Origin of the sequence: Paenibacillus sp. FSL R5-0475 (assembly GCF_038004585.1) — a bacterium.
In the GTDB taxonomy this organism is placed as follows: domain Bacteria; phylum Bacillota; class Bacilli; order Paenibacillales; family Paenibacillaceae; genus Paenibacillus_AQ.
The window spans coordinates 2,630,437-2,653,430 of sequence record NZ_JBBORK010000001.1 but is presented as its reverse complement, the minus strand read 5'-3'; the positions used below and the strand labels follow the sequence as shown (position 1 = coordinate 2,653,430).

General features: G+C 46.7%; 16 protein-coding genes, 1 tRNA gene and 1 pseudogene. 17 read left to right on the top strand and 1 reads right to left on the bottom strand.

Going from position 1 to position 22,994, the window contains the following annotated elements:
* The first annotated feature begins 95 nt into the window (after positions 1-95).
* From MKX41_RS11890 to MKX41_RS11870, 5 genes and pseudogenes are all read left to right on the top strand, one after another.
* Positions 96-938, top strand: a pseudogene (locus MKX41_RS11890) (tyrosine-type recombinase/integrase).
* Between the two features lie 179 nt (positions 939-1,117).
* Positions 1,118-1,882, top strand: a complete 765-nt coding sequence (locus tag MKX41_RS11885) for an SDR family oxidoreductase (RefSeq protein ID WP_339265347.1) — start codon at positions 1,118-1,120, stop codon at positions 1,880-1,882.
* A 263-nt stretch (positions 1,883-2,145) separates the two neighbouring features.
* Positions 2,146-2,568 (top strand): GNAT family N-acetyltransferase, encoded by a 423-nt coding sequence (locus tag MKX41_RS11880; protein ID WP_339265345.1) that lies wholly within the window; start codon positions 2,146-2,148, stop codon positions 2,566-2,568.
* A 356-nt stretch (positions 2,569-2,924) separates the two neighbouring features.
* Complete coding sequence (locus MKX41_RS11875) at positions 2,925-3,152, top strand: hypothetical protein (protein ID WP_339265342.1); 228 nt, start codon at positions 2,925-2,927, stop codon at positions 3,150-3,152.
* Positions 3,153-3,423: 271 nt separating this feature from the next.
* Positions 3,424-4,017, top strand: a complete 594-nt coding sequence (locus tag MKX41_RS11870; RefSeq protein WP_340974899.1) for a chloramphenicol phosphotransferase CPT family protein — start codon at positions 3,424-3,426, stop codon at positions 4,015-4,017.
* Positions 4,018-5,027: 1,010 nt separating this feature from the next.
* On the opposite strand, the gene MKX41_RS11865 is transcribed toward MKX41_RS11870, so the two are convergent.
* A complete protein-coding gene (locus MKX41_RS11865) occupies positions 5,028-5,351 on the bottom strand; it encodes a VOC family protein (RefSeq protein ID WP_340970633.1) in 324 nt (107 codons plus the stop codon).
* 343 nt (positions 5,352-5,694) lie between these two features.
* On the opposite strand from MKX41_RS11865, the gene MKX41_RS11860 reads away from it, so the two are divergent.
* The 12 genes from MKX41_RS11860 to MKX41_RS11805 all read left to right on the top strand — a co-directional run bounded on the left by MKX41_RS11860 (position 5,695) and on the right by MKX41_RS11805 (position 22,919).
* A tRNA-Lys gene (locus tag MKX41_RS11860) sits at positions 5,695-5,767 on the top strand.
* A gap of 879 nt (positions 5,768-6,646) precedes the next feature.
* Positions 6,647-8,935, top strand: a complete 2,289-nt coding sequence (locus MKX41_RS11855) for a helix-turn-helix domain-containing protein (RefSeq protein ID WP_340970631.1) — start codon at positions 6,647-6,649, stop codon at positions 8,933-8,935.
* Positions 8,936-9,182: 247 nt separating this feature from the next.
* Positions 9,183-10,142: an ABC transporter permease gene (locus MKX41_RS11850; RefSeq protein ID WP_405174383.1), complete on the top strand. Its 960-nt coding sequence runs from the start codon at positions 9,183-9,185 to the stop codon at positions 10,140-10,142.
* Positions 10,143-10,145: 3 nt separating this feature from the next.
* The gene (locus MKX41_RS11845) at positions 10,146-11,018 is read left to right on the top strand and encodes a carbohydrate ABC transporter permease (protein WP_076286699.1); all 873 of its coding nucleotides are present in this window, start codon (positions 10,146-10,148) and stop codon (positions 11,016-11,018) included.
* A 52-nt stretch (positions 11,019-11,070) separates the two neighbouring features.
* Positions 11,071-12,600, top strand: coding sequence for an extracellular solute-binding protein (locus MKX41_RS11840; protein WP_340970629.1), 1,530 nt, complete (start codon positions 11,071-11,073; stop codon positions 12,598-12,600).
* A 30-nt stretch (positions 12,601-12,630) separates the two neighbouring features.
* A complete protein-coding gene (locus MKX41_RS11835) occupies positions 12,631-14,751 on the top strand; it encodes an MGH1-like glycoside hydrolase domain-containing protein (RefSeq protein ID WP_340970627.1) in 2,121 nt (706 codons plus the stop codon).
* Positions 14,688-16,091, top strand: a complete 1,404-nt coding sequence (locus MKX41_RS11830) for an FAD-dependent oxidoreductase (RefSeq protein WP_340970625.1) — start codon at positions 14,688-14,690, stop codon at positions 16,089-16,091. The genes MKX41_RS11835 and MKX41_RS11830 overlap by 64 nt, the downstream gene beginning before the upstream one ends.
* 423 nt (positions 16,092-16,514) lie before the next feature.
* On the top strand, positions 16,515-19,433 hold the full coding sequence (locus MKX41_RS11825; protein WP_340970624.1) for a hypothetical protein: 2,919 nt from the start codon (positions 16,515-16,517) through the stop codon (positions 19,431-19,433).
* Positions 19,434-19,784: 351 nt separating this feature from the next.
* Positions 19,785-20,099, top strand: a complete 315-nt coding sequence (locus MKX41_RS11820; RefSeq protein ID WP_340970623.1) for a hypothetical protein — start codon at positions 19,785-19,787, stop codon at positions 20,097-20,099.
* Positions 20,100-20,192: 93 nt separating this feature from the next.
* Positions 20,193-20,765 carry a hypothetical protein gene (locus MKX41_RS11815; RefSeq protein WP_340970620.1) on the top strand — a complete coding sequence of 191 codons (573 nt, stop codon included), beginning with the start codon at positions 20,193-20,195 and terminating at the stop codon, positions 20,763-20,765.
* Positions 20,766-20,913: 148 nt separating this feature from the next.
* Positions 20,914-21,573 carry a VOC family protein gene (locus tag MKX41_RS11810; RefSeq protein ID WP_340970618.1) on the top strand — a complete coding sequence of 220 codons (660 nt, stop codon included), beginning with the start codon at positions 20,914-20,916 and terminating at the stop codon, positions 21,571-21,573.
* 569 nt (positions 21,574-22,142) lie between these two features.
* A complete protein-coding gene (locus tag MKX41_RS11805; RefSeq protein ID WP_445667673.1) occupies positions 22,143-22,919 on the top strand; it encodes a carbohydrate ABC transporter permease in 777 nt (258 codons plus the stop codon).
* The last annotated feature ends 75 nt before the right edge of the window (positions 22,920-22,994 follow it).

Sequence of the window (22,994 nt, the reverse complement as noted above, 5' to 3'; positions counted from 1 at the left end):
CGTCATGTCGTTAAGCTACTCAAGCAGGTTAGAAGATTAAAACCTCCCTTTAGAAGCAAACCTAGTTGTAATAGCTTCTAAGGGGAGGTTTTATTATGAAGTTAAGTGAGTTGTGGCATCTATATGAGGCTGATAAACGAATTCAAGGATATAGTCCGAGAACATTGAACGCCTACGTCCTCCAAAACAAAATGCTAATGACGGAACTAGGTGATCCCGAGATAGCGGAGATTACATTGCCAATGCTGAAGCAATATTTGGCGAAACAAGCAGAACGTTTGAAGCCAAGCAGCCTAGGGCATCGAATTCGTTTCGTCCGATCCCTATTTCGCTATGCGTATGAAGAGACTTACCTGACTTCAAATCCTTCTTTAAAACTAAGAGAACCCAAATTGGACAAGCGAATTCCTAAGTTTTTAGTCGAGGAAGATGTTATTCATCTTAAGATCTCGTGCCAAACATTAAGAGAAAGAGCTCTGCTTGAGCTTCTCTATTGTACTGGCTGTCGAGTCGGGGAAGTAGAGAGGATAAACATCAAGGATCTCAACTGGGAAAACTGCTCTATAGTCGTAAACGGTAAGGGCTCCAAGCAGAGAGAAGTGTACTTTACGACAGAGTGCAAAGTATGGTTAAGGAAGTACCTGACCAGTCGTGGAGATACCTGTAAAGCCTTATTCGTAACGGATACCAACCCAACTAAACGCATGGCTATTCCTACAATAAGATAGACATTAAAACGACTTGCAGATCGAGGAGAGATTGAAACGAATGTTTATCCGCATCGCTTTCTACATACCTATGCTTGCCAACTCCTTGATAATGGTGCTCCCTTGGATTTCATCCAAGGTATGTTGGGTCATGAGAAAGCCTCAACCACGCAAATATACGCAAAACTTCGTGGCGAACGCAGGAGAGAAATGTATCGACGATTTTTTTAGCATATAATAGCGGCAGATCCCTTTTAGAAATCTGCCGCTATTCAACTAAAGGGCAGTATAGTTTAATAAGCACGGAGAACCTACCAAAAGACATCCCCTTGTAACCGAATGAGAGAGCAACATTTCAAATGTTATCCTGTGATATAACTATATTTGAATTCGGACAAGGAGATGAAAGCATGAGTAAGTTGGAAGGTAAAATCGCTTTAATAACTGGAGCGAGCCGAGGAATTGGCCGCAGCATCGCATTGCGTCTTGCACAAGAGGGCGCATTTGTCGTCGTGCACTATGGAAAAAGAAGAAATGAAGCGGAGGCAGTTGTTCACCAGATCGAGCAAAGCGGAGGTAACGCGTGCGCAATTGGTGCTGACCTAAGCACTCTCGAGGGCATTCATGATTTATTTTCGGTACTGGATGATGACATTCGGGAACGTACAGGCGGTAGCGGATTCGATATTCTTGTCAACAATGCTGGAATCGGTCAAATAGTTAGCCTAGAAGAGACAACTGAAGAATCTTTTGACGAGGTGATGAAGATTAACGTAAAAGCACCGCTTTTTGTTACCCAGCAAGCTTTACCGCGTCTAAAAGACGGGGGGCGCATTATTAATATTTCATCCTTTGTGACGCGCGTAGCCTCTCCAAGTGTGTTCACCTACAGCATGTCGAAAGGGGCCATCGATACATTTACGCATCTTCTGGCCAAACAACTGGGTAACCGCAATATTACGGTAAACGCCATCCAGCCCGGCATTATTAACACAGAGATGAATGCCGGGACGTTGCAAGATCCCCATGGACAAAAATATGCGGCCGGTCTTTCAACCTTCAACAGGTGGGGAGAACCTGAGGATGTAGCGGATATTGTTACCTTTCTCGCTTCGTCGGACAGCCGTTGGGTAACTGGTCAATTGCTCGATGCAAGCGGTGGATCTCACCTATAAGTAAAATCATTAGAATCCCACACTTTATGTTCATTTCACTATTACAATCCCACCCGATTTAAGGGATGAAACAGAGTGTTTCATCCAAGTATGCTTATATCCTTGATTAAGCTAAGGGGGAACGATAGTATAGTATATCATTAGGCTTCGAGCACGATCGGCAGCCTGTTTAGTTAACGTGCAGAATAGTTGGGTATTAATGGTGGATATTTGAAAAAGGGGCATACATCACATCAAAATTTCAGTGTAGAGGGAGTGAGCAATTGAATATTAGAGAGGCTCATGAAGGGGATTACCCTGAACTAAGAAAGCTGTATCTCGAATCACGGCACAATACCTTCGTATGGGACAATATTATTGAAATGACCTTGGAGGATTTCGACAAGCATACGGAGGACGAATTCATCATCGTAGTAGAAGAGGCCGGTATCCTTATGGGCTTTACCTCCTTGTATTTGCCGGATAACTTCATTCATAATCTTTTTGTTCACCCGGATTGCTCAGGGAAAGGAGTCGGCAGTCGTTTGCTGCAAGCAGCTGACGTTAAAATGAATAAACCGATGCGATTAAAATGCGTATCTAAAAATCATAAGGCATTGACCTTTTATGAACGCAACGGATGGAAGAAGGTTGTTGAGGAAGGCCGTCTGGGAGAAGAGAAGTACTGGGTTATGGAATATAAATAAAACAAGGAACCGCATTTGGTTCCTTGTCAGGCTGTCGAGAAAGGCTCGACAGCCATTCTTTTTGCTTAGTATTTCTATACGACAAGATAACAGGCAACCTCAAAGAGTTTCATTATGTTTATGCCTCCAATAACCGACCTTATAGTGACCAAACAGTGCATTTCGTTCGACTAACGAGACACGATAGTTCAATAATACACATTGATGAGCAGGAGCTACGGTATCCTGCTTTTTTCATTGAACGGGCAGGACGGTTCCAATATATGGTATATTTAAATAAGACGAAATCCTACTTATTGGAGGCCATATGAATTGTCCAATCCATTATTGGGGTATGGTAGAGGGAGCGTGATGTAGTGGAAAAGATAGCTGAAATTTTTTTGTTTTTTATTTTTATGATTCCTATGTATGGAGTATTAATATGGACCTATTTTTGTCCTGAGGATAGTTTATTATGGGGGAAACGATGGATGTATAAAGAAGAACCTGAAGTATCTGAGGGGGCAATTCGTTATGCAAAAGTAGCCTCATTGACAGTTATTGTGGTACTGACTATTATATTTGGAGTCCTAATATTTAGTTAGCATCAACGTCCGTTTGTACTTTTTTGATTCTCGTGATACCTCAATCTTGTTCAAATAAAATCTAGGGTTGTTCCCAATAGTAAGCAAAAAGCGGTTAACCTAACGGGAAACTATAGTTCAATAATGAGAGGGCTGCCGAGAGGTAGCCCTTTGTTCAACTAACGGGCAGGATAGTTCAATCGTTTCTCGAATATTTTATGAGTTGGATAATTTTATGGACTTTGTGATTATAACGTTATCTGTAAAATACGTTTTTGAAGGGATGATTAAATTGAAGCAAGGGATGTTAGTTTATCTAAATGGAACTTCAAGTTCTGGAAAGACCTCCATATCGACTGAACTGCTAAATCAGAAAGAGATTCCTTTTTATCATTTATCAATTGATGATTTTTTTAATAATTACAATGATTTTATTAATAATAAATTTCCAGATGAACCTCCAAGAGAAATAGATCATCAAGTTGTCTCACAAATACTTGATGATTCCATATTCTCAGTGTACCATTCGACAATTAAATTGTTATCAGAATTGGGTTTTAATGTAATAGTAGATACCGTAATCGACAATGACAAGAGGTTTAATCAGTTTCTTGATCAATTTTTCGATCAGCCTACGTTATTTATAGGTGTAATATGCTCGAAAGAAGAACTCATAAGAAGAGAGCAAGCAAGAGGAGATAGAAAAATTGGACTAGCAACTTCACAGTTTAGCAAAGTATATTGCTTTGATGAATATGACCTCGAAGTAAATACTGAAGAGATGAATCCAAAAGAATGTGCCGAAAAGATATTAAGTTTTATTAAGTCCAATAAGGAATACTCGGTATTTAAGAAATTAAGTAAAAGAAATGTTAGTGTTTCCTAGTAGGCGTATCCATCAGATAACACCATATCAAGCGTTGGGGCTATCGCCTATCGGTCTGCCCGAGGGATTTCGGAATTAAGCTAACGGGCAGTTTAGTTGAGTGTCAACCAATAGGATTTGAGTATTAGTTTGCAGAGTTTATAGACGAACACTTCAATTTCGAAAGCAGGTGAATAACTTGACAGTGCCACCATTGCTGGATGGAGCAAATGTTTTGATTTATACAGCAAACGAGCATTTCAATAATAACGGATATGTTTTGTTCGAGGGTGAAAACAAAAAAAAGAGGTTATCACTGCTTTCGCGGTAGCTAAATATGACGGTGCCAGAGGTTACAATCTATTCTCATGTGACCTAGAGTGGAATGTTATTGGTGGCACTCTGCACGATTCATTGCAGGAAGCTAAAGATTGCGCAGAAAACTCAAGCCATGTACCGATAAATTGGATTTCAATAGTCATTCATCATTACGAAATCTTAGTCGAACGTTTTAAGAATAAGGAATACGGAATTGAAGAATTACAGCGCAGATTAAACACCGCTGTAATGCCTGATCCTCCAAAAACTGAAATTTCGACTAGACTCTTAAAATTGGATAATGATTTAGAGATGTACGCCCAGCATGGGCGTCATCTCTAGGGTGAAAGTCTCCCACGGGGGCTGGCAAGTTTACCTTTAGCGAAGGGCAAGGGTATCTACCGCGAGGTGAATCTGAAGGAAGTTGGAGGCAAAAGTACGGCCAAGGCAGACGAATCTACTTTGAGGCGGCTGCAGCCGTAAAGATGACGTTCTTATTCTTAGGAGGCCTGACGGATCGATGAGGTTAAATGGGTACGCTTTTATCATTGATTTCAAAACATTGTGCTATTTGCCGAGAACATTCGGTAACAAGGAAAGCGTGCATTTTCGCTGGGGGAGATATGCTCTGATCCAACGGCGTCTCCGCCGTTTTTTGTGCTGTTTGGTAAGTGAAGCAAGAGGCTAATTTGAAAAACACTGGCCTAGCTGTGCTAAGCTATCTGTACCTCAAAGCCGTCCGGGTCCAGAACATAAAAGAACCGCAAGCGGGGATTCGGCGTGATCGGCCTGCGCGCTACCGGGATGCCCTGATTTTTCAAATGATCTATTGCCTCATCCAGTGACTCCACCTCGAACCCAACGGAAGCGCCGCATTCCGGCTTCAGAGCCGGTCGGTTCCCTGTATAAGCTTGATCTTGGGCTGTCCCTCCGTGCCTAACATAAACAATCTGTTTTCCTCTGCTCTCAAATCTGCGGTCTATCGGAAGTCCCAGAATCCTGTGATAAAAATTAAGGGATGCCTCCAGATCGCGCACCCTTAGCTAATCCAATTCAGGCTCAATTTCATGACTTTAATATCCCCTTATGTGAATTTATATTTTGTTCATTATACGCCATTTTGCACTGAAACCGGGGAGGATGAGGAATCGTGGGGCGTTTATAAGGGATTTGGCAAGCGGCTTACCCCTAGTCAAAAGTATGAAAGGGGTCTATCGTGAGACGGGTTTTCTTTTTTGGAAATGAAACAGTTGGAAATTGATCATTGCTTTGTGAGGTGAAGTATAGGGCAGTGCCCATGACCACCACGCCAGAGCGCATCGCTGCAGCGATGAGGTCAGGGGTTCGATCCCCCTTGGCTCCACTAACAATTTTATACATGGACTCTTAGCTCAGTTGGTAGAGCCGTTGACACTTAATCAATTGGTCCAGGGTTGGAGTCCCTGAGAGTCCATCCAGAAGAAAAGGCGGAAATGCAGTTTTTTTGTTGTTAATGGGAGTTGGAGGAATAAGCAGAGAGTGGGGGGTTCTGAGCTGCAAATGCCAACGGCAACAGCCCGCTCGTGCATCCAGACCGGAACTCACCCTCTGAACTCTAGATGTTAAAGCTAAACGCCAAGTCGACCGCCAGTTACGATCGGTGCTCGCTAACCCCGAAATTCAACTTCAGACTAACCAAGTTCTTGTCCCGAGCTGAGTACAAGAACTTACATCGTTAGCCGAAATGAACAAGAACTTAGAATCATAGCTGATTAGATGTATGTCTAATATTTGAAGGGACACGAGAGATAAAAAAACAGTTGGGGAGGCAGACGGGAGATCAGCTGTCTTATTCTCAACGGGCAGGATAGCGCAACAATCGCCGAATTCCCTTGAAAGACGCAGTCTTAGCATTATGACTAAAGAAATGCAGCCAAACTAATGTGAACTCTAGGGGGTTACAGAATGTCTGTCATACCTGATGAATCAAGACGAGCGAGGTTCTCTACCCTAGCCAATGCGATAGTCTCATTAAGTTTAGATTATCCGACAAGGGTATCATGTAGATGGTCGATTTGTCTTAATTAAAAAGCCTAATCAGGTAAAAAATCAAAATATAACTGAATCCCCAAATAGTCCCCTAAAAGCCTAAAAGTACGTTTCTCTTCATGTTCATGCCGTTGAATATAAGATCACGCTTGATGTCAAAAAAGTGTATTCAACATTATGCTAAGCTGATAACGAATCAAACCAGATAATCCGTTCTAATGATTATGTCCTGATTATGGACTTCCTTTAATCTCATCTCTATAATAGGTGAAACATTATTGAAAACGTTCACAAGGGAGTTGCCATGAAAATTCGTTCCAGCAACTATTTCACCCGTCTCTTAATGTACAGTCTGCTGATTGGCTCTATTCCAGTGATCATCGTTGGAATCATCTCATATTTCAAAGCTTCCTCAATCGTGCAGGACAAGGTAAACCAGAGCAGCATGGCGACACTTCAGCAGACCCAACTTCGTGTGGAGCAAACCCTCAAGACGATCGATCATTCGGTTACGCAGTATATTAGCTCGCCCCTTGTGGTGAATGCGATGTCGCTCCCTTATTCTGCAGCCCATTATCAGGTTTATAATGAGATGTACCAGAACATGGTGCGCAGCCAAACCTTCGAGCTGACGATAAACAATATGACTGTAGTAAATTTAAAAGGTAAATGGGGCGTCGAAAACAACAATATTTTTACATTTGACGATGTAAGGAATCTGGATCATCTTCTCCGGTATGAGAAGCTGCCTTCATTTTCTCTTTGGGTAACGGACGAGGACAAAAGCTCGCCAAGTATTAGTCTCGTGAAGAAAATCCCGTTGAATTCGCTGAAAGCCAACGGACTGGCCATCGTGACCATCGCCGAATCGCAGCTGGCGAGCCTTCTGGCGGCCGACAACCAAATCGGTAGCATTATGGTAATGGATAAAGATTACCGGCTTTTGTCCCGAAGCGATCGGAAAATACAGCAATCCGGTTTTGAGCAACTTGTTGCCGAGATGCAAAGGCGAAATGAAACGGAAGGACAATTCAACGTTGAGCTTGATGGGGACAATACAACCGTTATCGTTCGTAAGTCAAGTTATAATGACTGGATTTATGTTTCCGCCATATTCATCAAGGATATTACCCGAGATTCCCGCTCTATAGGCTGGGTTACTCTGTTTGTATGCCTGCTCATGGTTCTGATAACCGGCGGACTCGCACTACTTGGTTCCCGTAATTTCTACCGGCCAGTTCGGAAATTGGCCGCAACGATTGCCAGCAGATTCGGAGATCCGCCAGATGAAGCCCGTACCGACGAATTCACCATGATCGGCTGTCGGTTGCAATCCATGCTGCAGACGGAATCTCGCCTCCTGGCTCAGCTGACAGGACAAGTACGGGAACTAAAGCAATTTTTTGTCATGAAGCTGATTCGCGGCGAGGAGAAAGAATCTCAGTTACCGGCCAGATTGAAAGAATATGGCTATCACTCCGATTGGAACTGGTATGCCGTACTCGCCATTCAGATTGATTTTCTGGAGCGGTCCCGGTATAGCGAAAACGACCGTGATCTGCTGCTCTTCGCGATCGCCAATATCGTCGGCGAGCTGATCCCCGCCGAGGAACGGCTAGATTCTGTGTTGCTGGAACAATCCCAGATCACGGTTGTCGGAGGTGCCGTAACTACGGATGTGGAGTACAAGAACCGGTTGTTTGCTGTAGCAGAACTGATCCAGAGAACAGTACTGCAATACCTGAAGCTGCATATTAGCATCGGCATCAGCCGTCCCCAAAATCAGCTCGTCGATATTTCTATCTCTGCCAAGCAAGCACTGGAGGCGCTTCGCTATAGGATCCGTTTCGGCGCGGAATCAGTTCTGTTTATCGATGATGTCCAGCCTGAAGAATTGGTATCCAGCGTGTTCCCGCACCGTGCAGCCAAAGAGCTCTACGATGCAGTTAAGCTCGCGGAGCGGACAAGGGCTGACGAACTGTTGGAGCGCTGCATTGGATTGATCTTTGAAGAGCAAGCCGACTGGCGCCAATATCGGATGGCATTGGTCAGGCTGTACACGATACTGACCGAGCTTGGACAGTCCGAGATAACAGCAGATACAAAGAAGAATACAGACGCGGAATTTCCACCCGATCAGGAAAAACAGCTTTTTGACAGATTGCTTGATCTAAAATCCCAGGAGGAAATCCGATTTTGGTTTAGTGAGACAGTCATTACTCCAATCATGCGCAGGCTGGAGCACCAGAGAAAGTCTCATGTCAAGAAAATATCGGACCAGCTAACTGATATGATCCATCAGAACTTCGACACCGAGCTTACGCTTGAAGCATGCGCAAAGCAATTGAATTATCACCCCAACCATTTGGGGCCGCTGTTCAGCAGGGAAAAGGGGATCAGCTTCAGCGAGTACCTGCAAAACTACCGTTTACAGATGGCGAAGCAATGGCTGGTAGAGACTGATATGAAGATCGGAGATATCGCGGATCGATTAACCTACACCAATCCCCAGAACTTCATTCGCTTTTTTCGCAAGATGGAGAACATGACGCCTGGACAATACCGGGATTTGCACTGCCATCAGAAAAAATGAACGCTTCAGCCGAAGACTCCCTGCGATAGGTCCACAGCCTGTCGTTGGGGGTCTTTTCATTATGATGTTACAGAGTAACAAGAAGTTACTCCTGATCGTATCCTCATGATTGTTCCGCACGTGATCATGATTATAACCTAAATAGTGGCAAATACCTTCCTTGATGATTATCCCTTGATTATAGACGTCGGCTTGTCGGACGCTTATCTTGAAGGTACGCACAAATAACACGAAGGTGGAGTCGAAGATGAATCAACCCAAAGGAAATCTTGCGATTGAAATATCTGCCCCGATGAGAAAGAGACCCTATTTCTGGGGGCAGATACGGAGAAACAAATGGTTGTACGGGATGCTGGCCCCCGGGGTCCTTTACTTCCTATTATTCAAATACGCCCCGATGTGGGGACTTCTCTTGGCTTTCAAGGATTATCAGCCTTTCTTGGGCTTTTTCGGCAGTCAGTGGGTTGGCATGAAACACTTCGAGCGGCTATTCCATGATCCCGCGTTCTGGATGCTTCTGAGGAATACCCTGGTACTGGCCGGATACAATATTCTATTCTTCTTTCCTGCACCGTTCCTGCTCTCTCTTATGATTAATGAAGTGCGCCGTGAGAAATTAAAAAGAGCCATACAGACCGTCATCTACATCCCGCATTTTGTCTCATGGGTCGTGGTAGTCGGCATCGCCTATACCTTCTTTACAATCGACGGCGGACTGGTGAATGAAGCCATTATGGCAATGGGTGGAGATAAGATCAATTTTCTCGCCAGTTCAGGCTGGTTTAGAACCATGGTTACATTGGAGGTGATTTGGAAGGAGACGGGATGGGGAACCATTATATTTCTTGCAGCCTTGGCAGGAGTTGATCCCCAGATATATGAAGCGGCAAAAATGGATGGTGCAGGAAGGTTGCGACAATTATGGCATGTGACACTTCCGGCCATTCGCTCCACCATTATTATTCTTTTCATCCTCCGGTTGGGAAGCTTTTTGGATACGGGCTTTGAGCAAATTTTCCTGATGCTAAATCCGATTAACCGTGAGGTCGGAGAAGTGTTTGATACTTATGTATATACGGCGGGGATTACGCAAGGGCAGTTCAGTTTCAGTACCGCTGTTGGCCTTTTTAAGTCGCTGGTTGGATTTGTACTGGTCATCGGTTCCAACTGGTTGGCCAAAAGATTCGGCGAGGAAGGAGTGTATTAATCTATGAATCAACAAAACCGAAGCTGGAGCACCCGTATGTTTGACGGGATCAATGTCGCAATCCTGCTATTGGTATCGGCTGTGATGATCATCCCGTTTATTTACATCATATTGATTTCCTTCGCTACAGAGCAGGAGGTGCTGTCCAAGAGCTTCCTCGTATTTCCAACGAAATTCTCGTTAGAGGGCTACCGATATATCTTCTCTACTCCAATATTGCTGCGCAGCCTGGCAGTTACCATTGGGGTGACTGTGATCGGGACATTGGTGAACCTGCTGCTGACTGTGCTGATGGCGTATCCACTTGCCCGCAAAGATCTTTACGGACGGCGCGTTGTCATGCTCATGGTTATCTTCACAATGCTATTCAACGCCGGTATTGTACCTACTTTTTTGATTGTCAAAGAGCTGCACCTTACCAATACCTACTGGGCGCTTATTATTCCCAGCGCGATCAGTGCTTTTAATATGATCATCATCAAAAATTTCTTCCAGCAGTTGCCTGACGGCCTGGAGGAATCGGCCAAGATTGACGGTTGCAATGACCTTGGGATTTTATTCCGTATAGTCATCCCACTATCTCTGCCTGCGCTGGCAACCTTTTCACTGTTTTACGCAGTAACTCATTGGAATACCTTTCTGAGCGCTATTTTGTATATCAACGATTCGAATAAATGGCCGATCCAGGTCCTGCTAAGACAGATTGTGATTCTCTCGGAGAAGGGGTTGTCTGATATGAGCGAGGCCCCTCCGCCGCCGTCCAAGATTATCAATATGGCGGTTATTGTGTTCTCCACCGTCCCGATTCTGTCAATTTATCCATTTTTGCAAAAGCACTTTGCCAAAGGAGTGCTGCTAGGTTCGGTTAAAGGATGACCCTATTCATCTTTTAATACAATATCTTCAATATAATGAGGGGGAGTAAGACATGAAACAGTTAAGCTACAAAATGTTCCTGACAGGTCTCTTAGTCATTCTGACAGCCGCAAGTTTGTCGGCGTGTGGAAGCAAACAGGAAGGGAAGAGCCCGCAGGCAGGTGGACAATTTTCATTTACAATGATGAACCAGTATTCCTCGACTGAGCCGCCCAAAGCCGACAATTCGATTATCAAGCAAATCGAAGAGTATACGAATACCAAAATCAATGTCACTTGGGTTCCGGCGTCTGCTTACAATGACAAGGTCAACGTCTCTATCGCCTCCAATGATCTACCCCAGGTACTGATGATTGGGGATACCAAGTCCTCATCTATCATCAATGCGGAGCGGTCGGGTATGTTCTGGGAGATCGGACCTTATATCAAGGACTATCCTAATCTGAGCAAGTACAACACCAATGAACAGGTACTGAAGAATATATCGGTAGATAGCAAGGTTTACGGTTTGTACCGCGCCAGAGCTTTGGCCCGCCAAGGCATAACCTTCAGGCAGGATTGGTTAGATAATCTAGGCTTGCAGCAACCCAAGACCATCGATGATCTCTATAATGTTATCCGCGCATTTGCCCTAGACGATCCGGACAAAAATGGAAAAAACGATACATTCGGGCTGGTGGAAGCCGAGGATTCCGGCGGCGCAGGGTCCACAGGTCTCCTTGGATTCCAGACCATCGCGTCCTTCTTCGGAGCGCCCAACCAATGGGATATTCAGGATGGCAAAGCAGTTCCCGAGTCTATGACTAAAGAAAATATGGAAGCCATGAAGTTCTATAGGAAGCTGTATGAGGAAAAGCTGATTAATCAGGATTTTGCGGCTACCAAAGTCAACAAACAGCAAGAGCAATTCTTCCAAGGTAAGGCCGGGATGCTGTTCACCACCCTTGACTTCGTGATCACAGGAGGAAACGAGCTGAAGAAGGCCAATCCTGACGCCAAAATTGATATTGTCAGCAGAATTCAAGGACCAAAGGGGGAACAGGTATTTGCGACCACTGGATATAACGGAATGTTCGTGTTCCCAAAGGCTACAGTCAAGTCGGAGGCGGAGCTGAAACAGCTTCTTGGTTTCTTTGACAAAATCGTCGATGACCAAATGTTGTATACCTGGACGTGGGGTATCGAGGGGGTCCATTACACCAAAGGAGAGGACGGAGAACCGAAAATCACTGACCAAACAGCGTATGCCAACGAGGTATCTCCACTAAAGCAGCTGCCTACCTATGATGGTGCGCTGATGATCTGGAAAGGGAAGGGGGAGACGGACAATAAATTCCGTACCATGATGAAAGAAAACGAGGCCATTGCCGTATCCAACCCGGTGGAGCCCCTGATCTCTCAGATCGCTGTGGAAAAGGGAACGGAGCTGAACAAGATCATAACTGACGCCCGTGTCAAATTTATTATGGGAACTCTTGATGAAGACGGCTTCAATAAAGAAGTGGAGAAGTGGCGCTCTCAGGGCGGGGACCAGATGATCAAGGATTATACGGAGCTGTATGCGAAGCAGGCTAAGAAATAATGTGGCTATTTAAAGAAAATGAGGTGCGTTATGAGTTATTTGCTGGAGGACTTTGCATTTGATCTGCGGGCTTGTCTTGCGCCTAAGGAGCATATTTGGGTATGTAGCGGTTATAGCACCGTAGCTCCGGAACGAAATATGGTAATGGGAGTTAAGGGGTGCTACTCGCCCCCTTTTGCCGCTAAGGATCTGCATGCTGGGATTCACATGATCGTGAACGACCACGATATTGAGGATACAGGAAACTTGGGCAAGGGAGACTGCGGAGTACTTTACGCCGAAGAGCGCTGGCGCCCCGATCGAATTTTCCGCCGTGGCACATACCATCATTTTATCGGAGAAAGGCTAATTTCCTTAAGCGTTTGCAGTGAGCTGGTTCCATTATTGAACCTCCATGGATTTGTTCTGAAGGTGACCATCCGCAACCGCAGCGGCAGCCCGGTGCCAGTTAGGTTGCGTCCCCGAGTTACACCGGGCAGCCCGGCTTATGTAGCTTATGACTTGTGGGACTATGGCTGGCCAGAGGCGGCAGCAGCGCCTGCTCAGGAATTGGAGCCTGGCTTGTGCGAACGCGAATCTGGGGGCTTGACCTTTGCAGTGTCCGGTGTTTGGGAGAATGAACAGGTCCGAGTAACTCTGCTGCGGGAAGGAGTTTGGGAAGCGGAGCTGGCCGACGGGGAAGATCTGGAGGTACGTCTTGGCATCATCATGACCGAGTCTGGAAATCCATTTTGCCCGGATGAGACGCTGGCAGAGCTGGAGCAGCGGACGACAGTAGGTTGGGAGAAGCGATTGGAGGATGCCGGCAAACGTCTGCCTTACTTGCAATCCGATATTCCTGGGCTGGAGGATTATTATAAACGTTCGCTTATTAGCGGTCTCGTATGTTTATGGGAAAACCCTGAGTTCGTCATGACGCCGTTTCCTGCGGTATCTGGTATGGAGGGGGCGGGCATATGCTGCTATCCGTGGGATGTTGGCGGCTACGCAGCCAAAACGATGGTTCTTCTGCTTGGCAAGGAGAAGAGCCTGGAGTTGGCCAGACTGATGGTGGCAAGTGGAATTGACCGCCACTCTCGGTTTGCCCCAACCGGCAGAGGAGCGGACGTCCCTTACTCCTATAGCCTGTGGTCCTTTATCCATTTTGCTTGGTCCGCTATTGTGCTCCATGGGGAAGGGAGCGATCTGTTCCCGGCGATGAGACTGCTAACACTGTATGATGACCAGCGCCTTACCGAATGGAATGATTTGCTGGATTACGGTTTGCAGCATAATTTGCTCGAAATGCGCGGGGCGGGCTATGAGCACATTGTAGCCAGCCCTAATGCCGAGCGGGCCTGGAGCTACGACCGTCTGGCGGAGTTGGCATTGCATTTAGGAGCAGACCATGAGCCGGTTAAGGAGTGGCGGGAAAAGGCGGAGCGGATTCGAAAGTCAATCCGGGAGCATCTGTGGGATGATGAGGCTGGCTGGTTCAAGGCACTCTATCCCGGGGGCCACGAGGAAATAATCTACTCGATCCAATATTATGACGCTTTGCGCTTTGGCGCTTGTACTGAGACCATGATGGCCGGAATGCTCAGACAGGTAACAGACGATGCATTCCTCGGAGCTTACGGAGTAAGCAGTGTATCCGCCAGGGATGAACTTCATTATGAACTGAATGATCCGGACTGGTCCGGCAGTGGATCATACACGGGAGACGGACCGATGCTGGCTTTGACTTTATGGGAAAATGACCAAAGTGAACCAGCTTGGAATGTACTGAAGCGTTTACTGTGGATGGGAAGGCATCTGCCCTATTATCCGCAAGAGCATTATTGTGACAGGCCTGCTGTACCTGCACATAAACGGGCCAATGTGGTGGCGGGGTTATCGGGGATGGAAGCTATACTGTTCGGTATGGCGGGTATCGAACCAGGATTGGACGGCAGCTTATGGATACGTCCGAACCCGCCGGAGGAAGGTACGGTACGCGTTTCCGGTTTCCTATTCAGGGGACAAAGCATTGACGTCAGCATGAACCCCGGATATTGCGAGATTTCATGCAATGGCAGCATCGTTTATAGCGGTGCTCCGCAACGAGTATGGGTAGGTCGTTTTTCCGCAGAGGAGAGAGAAGTTACGGATTTAGGGGGTCTAACGATATGAACAAAGAGTCTTTTGATTTTGATATTATCATCGCGGGTGCGGGTGTCGGAGGTATTAGCGCGGCGCTTGCTGCTGCAAGATTGCAGATGAGGGTGCTACTGATCGAACAAGCCGGGGAAGTGGGGGGAACAGGTGTATTCTCGAGTGTATCCTTAATATGCAACTTCCGGGATTCACGGGGAAAACCGATTACCAGCGGCATTCACCGGGAGTTGTTCCCCGCCGCATACACGCATTACAATGAGAAGCTCGTTCCTACCTATGATGAGCAGGAGTTGAAGGCTGCATATGAGGGGCTATTGGCTTCCGAACCGACCCTTACGCTGTGGACCGACTGTAAGGTCTTTCAAGTTGATATGAAGAATGGACGAATTGTCCGTCTGCATATTCAGGGCAGCCGAACAACTGCGGTTACCGCTAAGATATACCTCGACGCCACTGCCGACGGCAATCTTTCCGCGTTGGCGGGATTGGAGTACAAACTGGGCAGAGAAGGCGACGGTAAGCTGCAGTCCGCCACTGCCACCTTCAAGGTCAGCGGTATAGACTGCTCCCGGCTGAAGGAGCCGGATATTCGGCAGTGGTCAGCCATTCATTCGTTGCGAAGGGAACTGTTGCCTTATTACCTCGACATGAAAGCGGCAGGCCTCACCGGCAACACCCGGCAGAGCATTACTTGTTTTCCTTATCCAGATGAAAAAGCCCTGCTGTTCAACTCTACTTCGGTGCTGGATGTAGACCCCACCCGGCCGGAAACAGTTATTAGAGGGAAAGGAGAAGGTATTCGGCAAGCGCAGGAGTTGTTTGAGGCTATTAAGCAGCATCCCGCTTTCCATCATGCCCAGCTGGAATACATCGCCCCTAAGCTGGGTATCCGAGAGGGGCGGCGAATAGTCGGAGAATACGAACTGACTGCAGAGGACTGCCTACAGAGCAGGCGCTTTGATGATATGGTGGCAGCATGCGCTTATTCCTTGGATATTCATAGTCCGGATGGAGGCGCCAGTAGGCTTGAGAGCATCCCTGAGCCAGGCTACTACCATATTCCATACCGTTCGCTTATCCCCAAGGGCTGCACCAATCTATTACTCAGCTCCCGATGCATCAGCGGCACCCATGAAGCTCACAGCTCCTACCGGATCATGGCCTCGGTAAGCGCCATCGGGGAAGCATCGGGTACAGCTGCTGCGCTCTATGTATTCCAGGGGCTACAGAATGTCCGGAAGGTTCAAACTTCCCACATCCGGTTCCTTCTCCAGCTGCGTGGTCAATTTATAGAAGGAGAGGTGGAGCGGATTCCAATGCCAGCAAGCTCTGCATGGGCGGAAGAGATAAATTAATACGGAAATACTCTAATTATCTTTGATAACGCTTACAGAGTCATTTGTGATTGAGTTCCAGTTCAAGATAAGGGAGTGAACGTCATGTTCGTGAAAAAGTTGATGATCCGTTTGGTACTTGTCTTGCTTGTGTCAGTCAGTGTTATTGGGGCGGTAGCACCCCATACCGTCGCTGCCCAGCCCCAGGTCGACGTAATTTTGAGCTCACCCCCAATATACAGCGGTGTTAACAAGGCTTGGCCTGGTGACGCAGACAAAGACCCGACACACGCTGCGACGTCCAGGAACGGCAGGGCGTGCTGGACGACGTCACAAGATCCCCTAAATCCCTTTCTCTACATTGATGTAGGGAGCTCCGCGAAACCTGATGGCGCGACGTACGCAATCGTGTCCGTTGACTACTTTGACTCAGCGGCGACGACCATGGCCATCGAGTATGACGGTCAAAACAACGCATACCAGGCCACCCCTTGGATACCTACAAGCGGCAGTCAGACTTGGAAGAATCAGATTTTTGAACTGAACGGAATTAGGTTCGCAAATGGCACAAACGGTGCAGATTTCCGTCTGCGCGTTCACAGTATCAATGGCGTCATGCCGGAAATCTGTTTCGCGCGAGTCCAGGTGACTTTTGCAACGACCCCAGCGCTATCCGTGATGAACCCGAGTCTGCTCTTCACAACCAATTCCGCAAACCTGGATTTTGGCACAGTGGGTGACTTGGTTTCATATGAAATTACGGATGATCAGGGCGTGAGTCTTCGCACGGGATCTGTACCCGTAGGAGCTGACGGACATGCTTCGCTATCGGTGCAGGACCTCGGTCCGGGATTCTACAACCTCACTTTCTCAAGCCTGATTGATGACCAGACGGTAACGCGCACCACAACGTTTGGCATTGTGACCCCGACGCCAGCCGGCGCCTTAAGCCCTGATTCCTTCTTCGGGATCGACACACACTTTGGTCACTACAAATCCCTTGAAGACGGACTCATGAATTCTCTGGCGACAATCGGCTATGGCCACATTCGCAGCGATATTAACTGGTCATTAATTGAAAAGCAGCCAGGCGTGTACAACTGGGCTGGGTATGGTTTTGAAGCCAAATCACAACAGTCTCTTGAACTCGGCATGACTCCCCAGGGTGTTCTGGCCTACAACAATGCAAATTATGACAACGGGAAAACGCCGAGCTCCGCGGCTGGCCTAGCCGCGTTTGGTCAGTTCGGAAAAGCTGCCGCCGAGCACTACAAAGGGAAGGTCAGTGATTTCAACATCTACAACGAGTTCAATGGCACCGGCTTCAACAACGGTGCTTGCGGTACTACTGCAGCCTGCTATGTACAGATGCTTCAGGCTATGTACGGCCCCATTCACGAAGGAAACCCCGACGCGAATGTCATAGGCCCGATTCCATCTACCATTGACGATAACTGGAATAATGCCTTTTTCGCTGCCGGCGGCATCAACTACATTGATACGTTCGCGACGAATGTCTACGGTTACGCTCTCAAGGGGGCAAACACCCCGCCCGAGCAAACCCTATTGGTATCGAAGCTTCCTGCGTTGGTGCAGCAGGTGAGGCAGGCGGCTGGAAATCGGCATGTCCCCGTGTGGATTACGGAGAACGGTTGGCCCACGTATACCCCTGGCTCTACGGAGCTCCAGCAAGCGGATAATCTGGTGCGTGCTCAGGTGCTGGCAAAGGCAGCAGGCGTGGATGTCTTCAGTTGGTACTCGGCTATGGATGACGGTACGGACCCCAATAATAGGGAACATCACTTTGGACTGTTCGGGCAACCCGTCGATGGCGTAGTCGGCGTAGCTCCGAAACCGGGAGCTGTCGCAAACGCTGTGCTCATTCGCGCGGTGACCGGAAAGACTCTTGGTGCCCGCGACAGCCTCGGCTCCGCTACCGCCTACTCGTATCCGTACACAGGAGGAGGCTCGACGACTCGGGTGATGTGGTCCACGGGCTCCGAGGACATTGCTTTGCATACTACCCAGCCTCTGATCGTCACTGATGAATATGGCTCGGCTCAGACGGTGAATCCGACAGACGGCGCGGTCATTCTGACGCTCAACGGCAGCCCGATCTACGTCACAGGCAATGTTGACAGCTTAGGCTTAGCGCAGTCAGCGATCACGATGAAAGTTGCCGACCAGTCGATCAAAGGAGAGGCGGTTCTTGTAACGGTGACTGCAGATCGCTCGGACCGCAAGACGGATCTTCCCAATGAGTTGACGATCATTGCGAACGGGGCACAACCTATAAAGCTTCGAACTTCCCCAGGCAAGGTAACGAGCGCCACTATCAGCGTTCCTGCAACCATGCTCCTTGGCCAGCGAACTATAGCCGTAGATGTAACGAAAGCGAAGCCGGGGAAAGGGGGCAACAATAAGCACGAGCCGAGTCTTGTTGCCGGCTTGAGGGTAACGACAAATGTCGTCAAGCCGTTCGAGATCAGCGTCCAGCCAACAATCACCTCAGATGCGACGTCCCGAAGCTATTTTCTCGACATCGATCTGAAGAATAATCGCACCAGCGCCTTCACGGCGACCCAAGTTACCTACCAAGTTGGGCCGGCATCTGGGGAGGTGCCGGATGTGGCCAATGTCTCTGCGAATGGAACTGCATCGATGCGGTTCCCGCTCTCCGACATTCCGTTGTTCGATTCCCTGAGGTATAGCGTGACCGTCGATAGCGAGAACGGTTCGGACACTTTATCCGGATCGATTTCCTACGCTCCCATCGAGCCCACAGACCACCAATCGTTGCCCGCAATCGACTTGGCGACGCAAGCGACATGGGTATCAATTTCCGGGTCACGAAGCGGCAACAGCGATCTCAGTGGGCATCTGCGCATCAACTACAACAGCGACGCACTTGTGATTGACGCCATGGTCACAGACGATAAACATTTCGGCGCGCGCACTCCAAGCACACTATGGCAGACCGATTCCATCCAGTTCAGTACCTATGACCGAGTGCCAGGACACGCTGGCGGACAGCGTGTTGAAATCGGGGCTGCACTTCTCGGCAGCGGACCGTCAGTTTACACCTTCGCGGCGCCGGCCGGCCAGCAGTCGGGACCAACCCCTGGCGCTAAAGCGAACATCGTTCAAGACGGAAGTAACATGCACTACGTCATCTCTGTCCCGTGGACCTCGCTAGGGTTTAGCGGACCGCCGATGCAGACCATTGGAATCTCGTTCCTGGTGAATGACGATGACCGGGGATCCAGTGGCGATTCCCGCGATGGTTTCTTGCAGTGGGGATCAGGAGTCGGCACGACACCGAAGAACCCCTCATTGTTTCGCCACGCACAGCTGGTACTGTAAAGAACATATCTGAACCGAAGATGCAGAAGATTTGATTTATAAGCACGGAACAGGACACGAGATAAAAAAACAATAGAGACAGCCGGTAGATCGGCTGTCTTTTTCTATTATAGCGTGCCCAGAGGCAAGCATTATCTAGTTGGTGAAAGTCCAACCAAAGGTGGGGCTACAAAGTCTTATAGGTCCCTTCGGGCTTTCCCTTAACATGGTGAGGTCTTTCGATGGTGGGGCTATTCCAACCGTACTTAACGCAAATAGAAAGGATCCGATTATTCCGAACGTTTGTCCGGTGAGAAGCAACGGGACTATCAGAGCGCTTACGAGCGTGAGCATTATGCGTAAAAAGCAGACATGCAAAGGGCAAGGAAGGAACGGTTCAAAGATGAAGTACCAATTACAGATGGCTACACAAATCAAACTTTAGAGCGAGATGGCCAATCACATATCGAACATGTCATATCCGCAAAAGAACTTCATGATGACGATTGGCTTCGATTATATCTAGACGTAGATGAACGCAAGGATTTAGCGAATAGCGACAACAATAAGACTTGGACGAATGCCAGTTTTAATAAGTCTAAACAGGACCAAGTCCTGATAAAATGGATGGAAACTCCATCTACAAATGACGAAACAAAGACAAACGCGCGCAGTATTATAAAGTAGACAAAGAACAGGCCAAAGAACTTTATTCACAAACTCACCGGGAAAGAAACAAACGTCTATACAACAAAGTCGGGAAGGAAGTCATGGTGCAGTGTGAAAGATTTGCTGAGCAAAAAGAAGAAACAATCCATTAAACTAAAGGACGAGCTTCCAGGACGCCTGAAATCCATTGCCCTCCTTATCACGGACAAATGGAAGGAAGTCATTAAGCAGTTTATAGACGGTGCAATTACTGGATTCGTATCAGAACTAATCATCTTCCTGATCAACAACTTCATTACCACGATGAAACGCATGGTTCGGATCATCAAAGAAGGACTTATGTCCCTTGTTAGTATGATTCGCTTCCTTCTTAATCCACCGGAGGAGATGTTACCGGAAGAGGTCCATCACCAGTGTATGAAGTTGGGGATGTCTATCCTCGTCACATCGGGCGGTATTTTGCTGGAGGAAGTAATCGAAAAGTTTCTCATGGCCCAGGTGTGGATAGCACCGATAGCGAACTTCCATGCACCTGTAATAGCAGGTCTTTCAACGGGACTCATTCTTTCCCTCTTAACTTATGGGATCGATAAACTCGATTGTTCGGTGCACGAGAGAGAAAAATCGACAGACAAATACCGCAATCTATCATGGGCCAGCTTTGGGAAGTTGAAGTGGAGTTAAGCAAGATATATTTATCGAAGAAATCGTCACATCGTTCACTAGTGCCTGTTCAGCTAACTGACAGGATGATGTAGCGATGATCCCGAATTTCTAACTAAGTAAATTATTGGAAGTGAAATATTTATTAGAAATGCTGAGGTGAAAATGAATGATAAGAGAAGTAGAGATGCTTGCTCATTCCATTAAAGAATTGAAGGAGTTTTATGTGGATTCTCTTGGGCTAACTTTAATTAAAGAAAATCAAACTTCATTTAGTGTAAAAGTTGGGGAGTCTAGCCTATCCTTTAAAGAGTCTGAACAAAGCGTAAAACCTATGTATCATTTTGCTTTTAATATACCTGAAAACAAAATGGACGAGGCGGTGCGATGGATAACTCCTAAGGTCCCTATAATACTCGATCAAGACAAGCAAGTAGTGCACTTCAAGGACTGGAATGCCCTTTCTATTTATTTCTGTGATCCCGCAGGCAATCTTGTAGAATTGATTGCACGGCATAATTTGAACAATTCAACCGATCAATTATTTTCTCAAGCGAGTTTATTATGTGTAAGTGAAATCGGTTTGCCTGTACCCAATGTTGAAAATGCAGTACTCAAACTATCACATGCAAGGATCTTTCCTTGGCGGGAATATCATAGCAAATTTGCTGCTGTCGGTGACGAGCAAGGGTTGCTTATTGTTGTAAAGGAAGGTAGGGTCTGGTTTATGTCAGACAAAGAATCGTATCCATATAAACTAACAATAAAGACTGATGTCTGTGAAGTTACCCTCGATGATTCAAATGGAATGAATGTCACGAGGTTATAGAACCTACGTAGAAAGGCCGCTTCTTCAACTAACGGGAAACGTTAGTTAAATGAACCAGCGACAGTCGAGGATTTTATCGTCCTTTGCTGTCGCTGTTTCAATTTCTAGGGTCAGTCTAAAACTTATTTTTATGGATTCTGATGGTATGATAGTTCGAAAAGCCTCGTGGAATAAAGACATTCAGTCTAAATGCTGTCAAAAGGAAATAAAGTTGTAGACTGAAGATGCTTCATTGATCGGGTAGGTTAGTTTAACTCAGGAAACAAGAATAGAGAACAAACGTGCTTTATATATATAATATATTAGTATAAATCAAAACGAAACGGAAACGGAGATCTGGTTTGCTTGATAAAGCAATGTAGATTCTTCTTTAGTGTAAGAATATTATAAATAACTCAATTTTGGAGGAGTCTGTATGCCATATTGTTAACTTATATTATTTATAAAGTTGGGTTTGGTGAATTAAGACAAGGTTTTGGTACGGCGCTGGCCATGGTCTTGTTCTTAATCATACTGATCATTACAGTCTTCCAATTGGGCAAATCGCACTTTTTTTGGTTACCTTAGTAGTGGCTATTCTATTTTTCTTTCCTATTTTCTTTAATTTGATGTCGGCCTTTAAGAGTAATGCAGAGATCATGAAGGATGCCATTGCTTTTCCGAAAACCCTTTATCTGGACAGCTTTAAATACCTGTTAACAGAAACAGAGTTTCCACGAGCGATTTTGAACAGTCTGATTCTGACAGCGGTGTCTATCTCCGCACAGGTCTTGATCATTCCCATGGCAGGGTATGCCATTGAACGTAGAAATACTAGATGGACTCGATTTATGTTCGTATATTTTTTGGCCGGAATGATGATTCCTTTTCAGGCGTATATGATTCCTTTGTTTAAAGAGCTTAGAATGCTAGGATTGTACGGTAGCCTTGCGGGACCCATTCTTATTTATGTAGCCGGTGCGGTAGGTTTCGGATGTCTAATGTATACCAGTTTTGTCAAAGGAATACCTAGAGAAATTGAAGAAGCGGCAGAGATTGATGGCTGTTCTCGGTACGGGATATTTTGGAGAATTGTTTTCCCTCTATTAGGGCCTGTTACGGCAAGTATGGTTGTCTTGAACGGACTTGGAATCTGGAATGATTTCCTGATGCCGATGCTGGTATTACCTTCAGGACAGGCTAAGACGATGGTTGTGGAAATTTACCGTTATATCGGAGAATTCTCTTCCCGTTGGGATATGATTTTTGCGGGAACAGCGATGTCGGTGGTGCCTGTGTTGATTGTGTTTATCGCTTTGCAGAAGTATTTTGTGAAGGGAATTGCGTCGGGAGCGACGAAGGGGTAATTCATAAGAGGGATGTATCCTGTAACCACTTAGTGGACAGCGGAATACACCCCTTTTTTCGTAGGCGTAAAGATC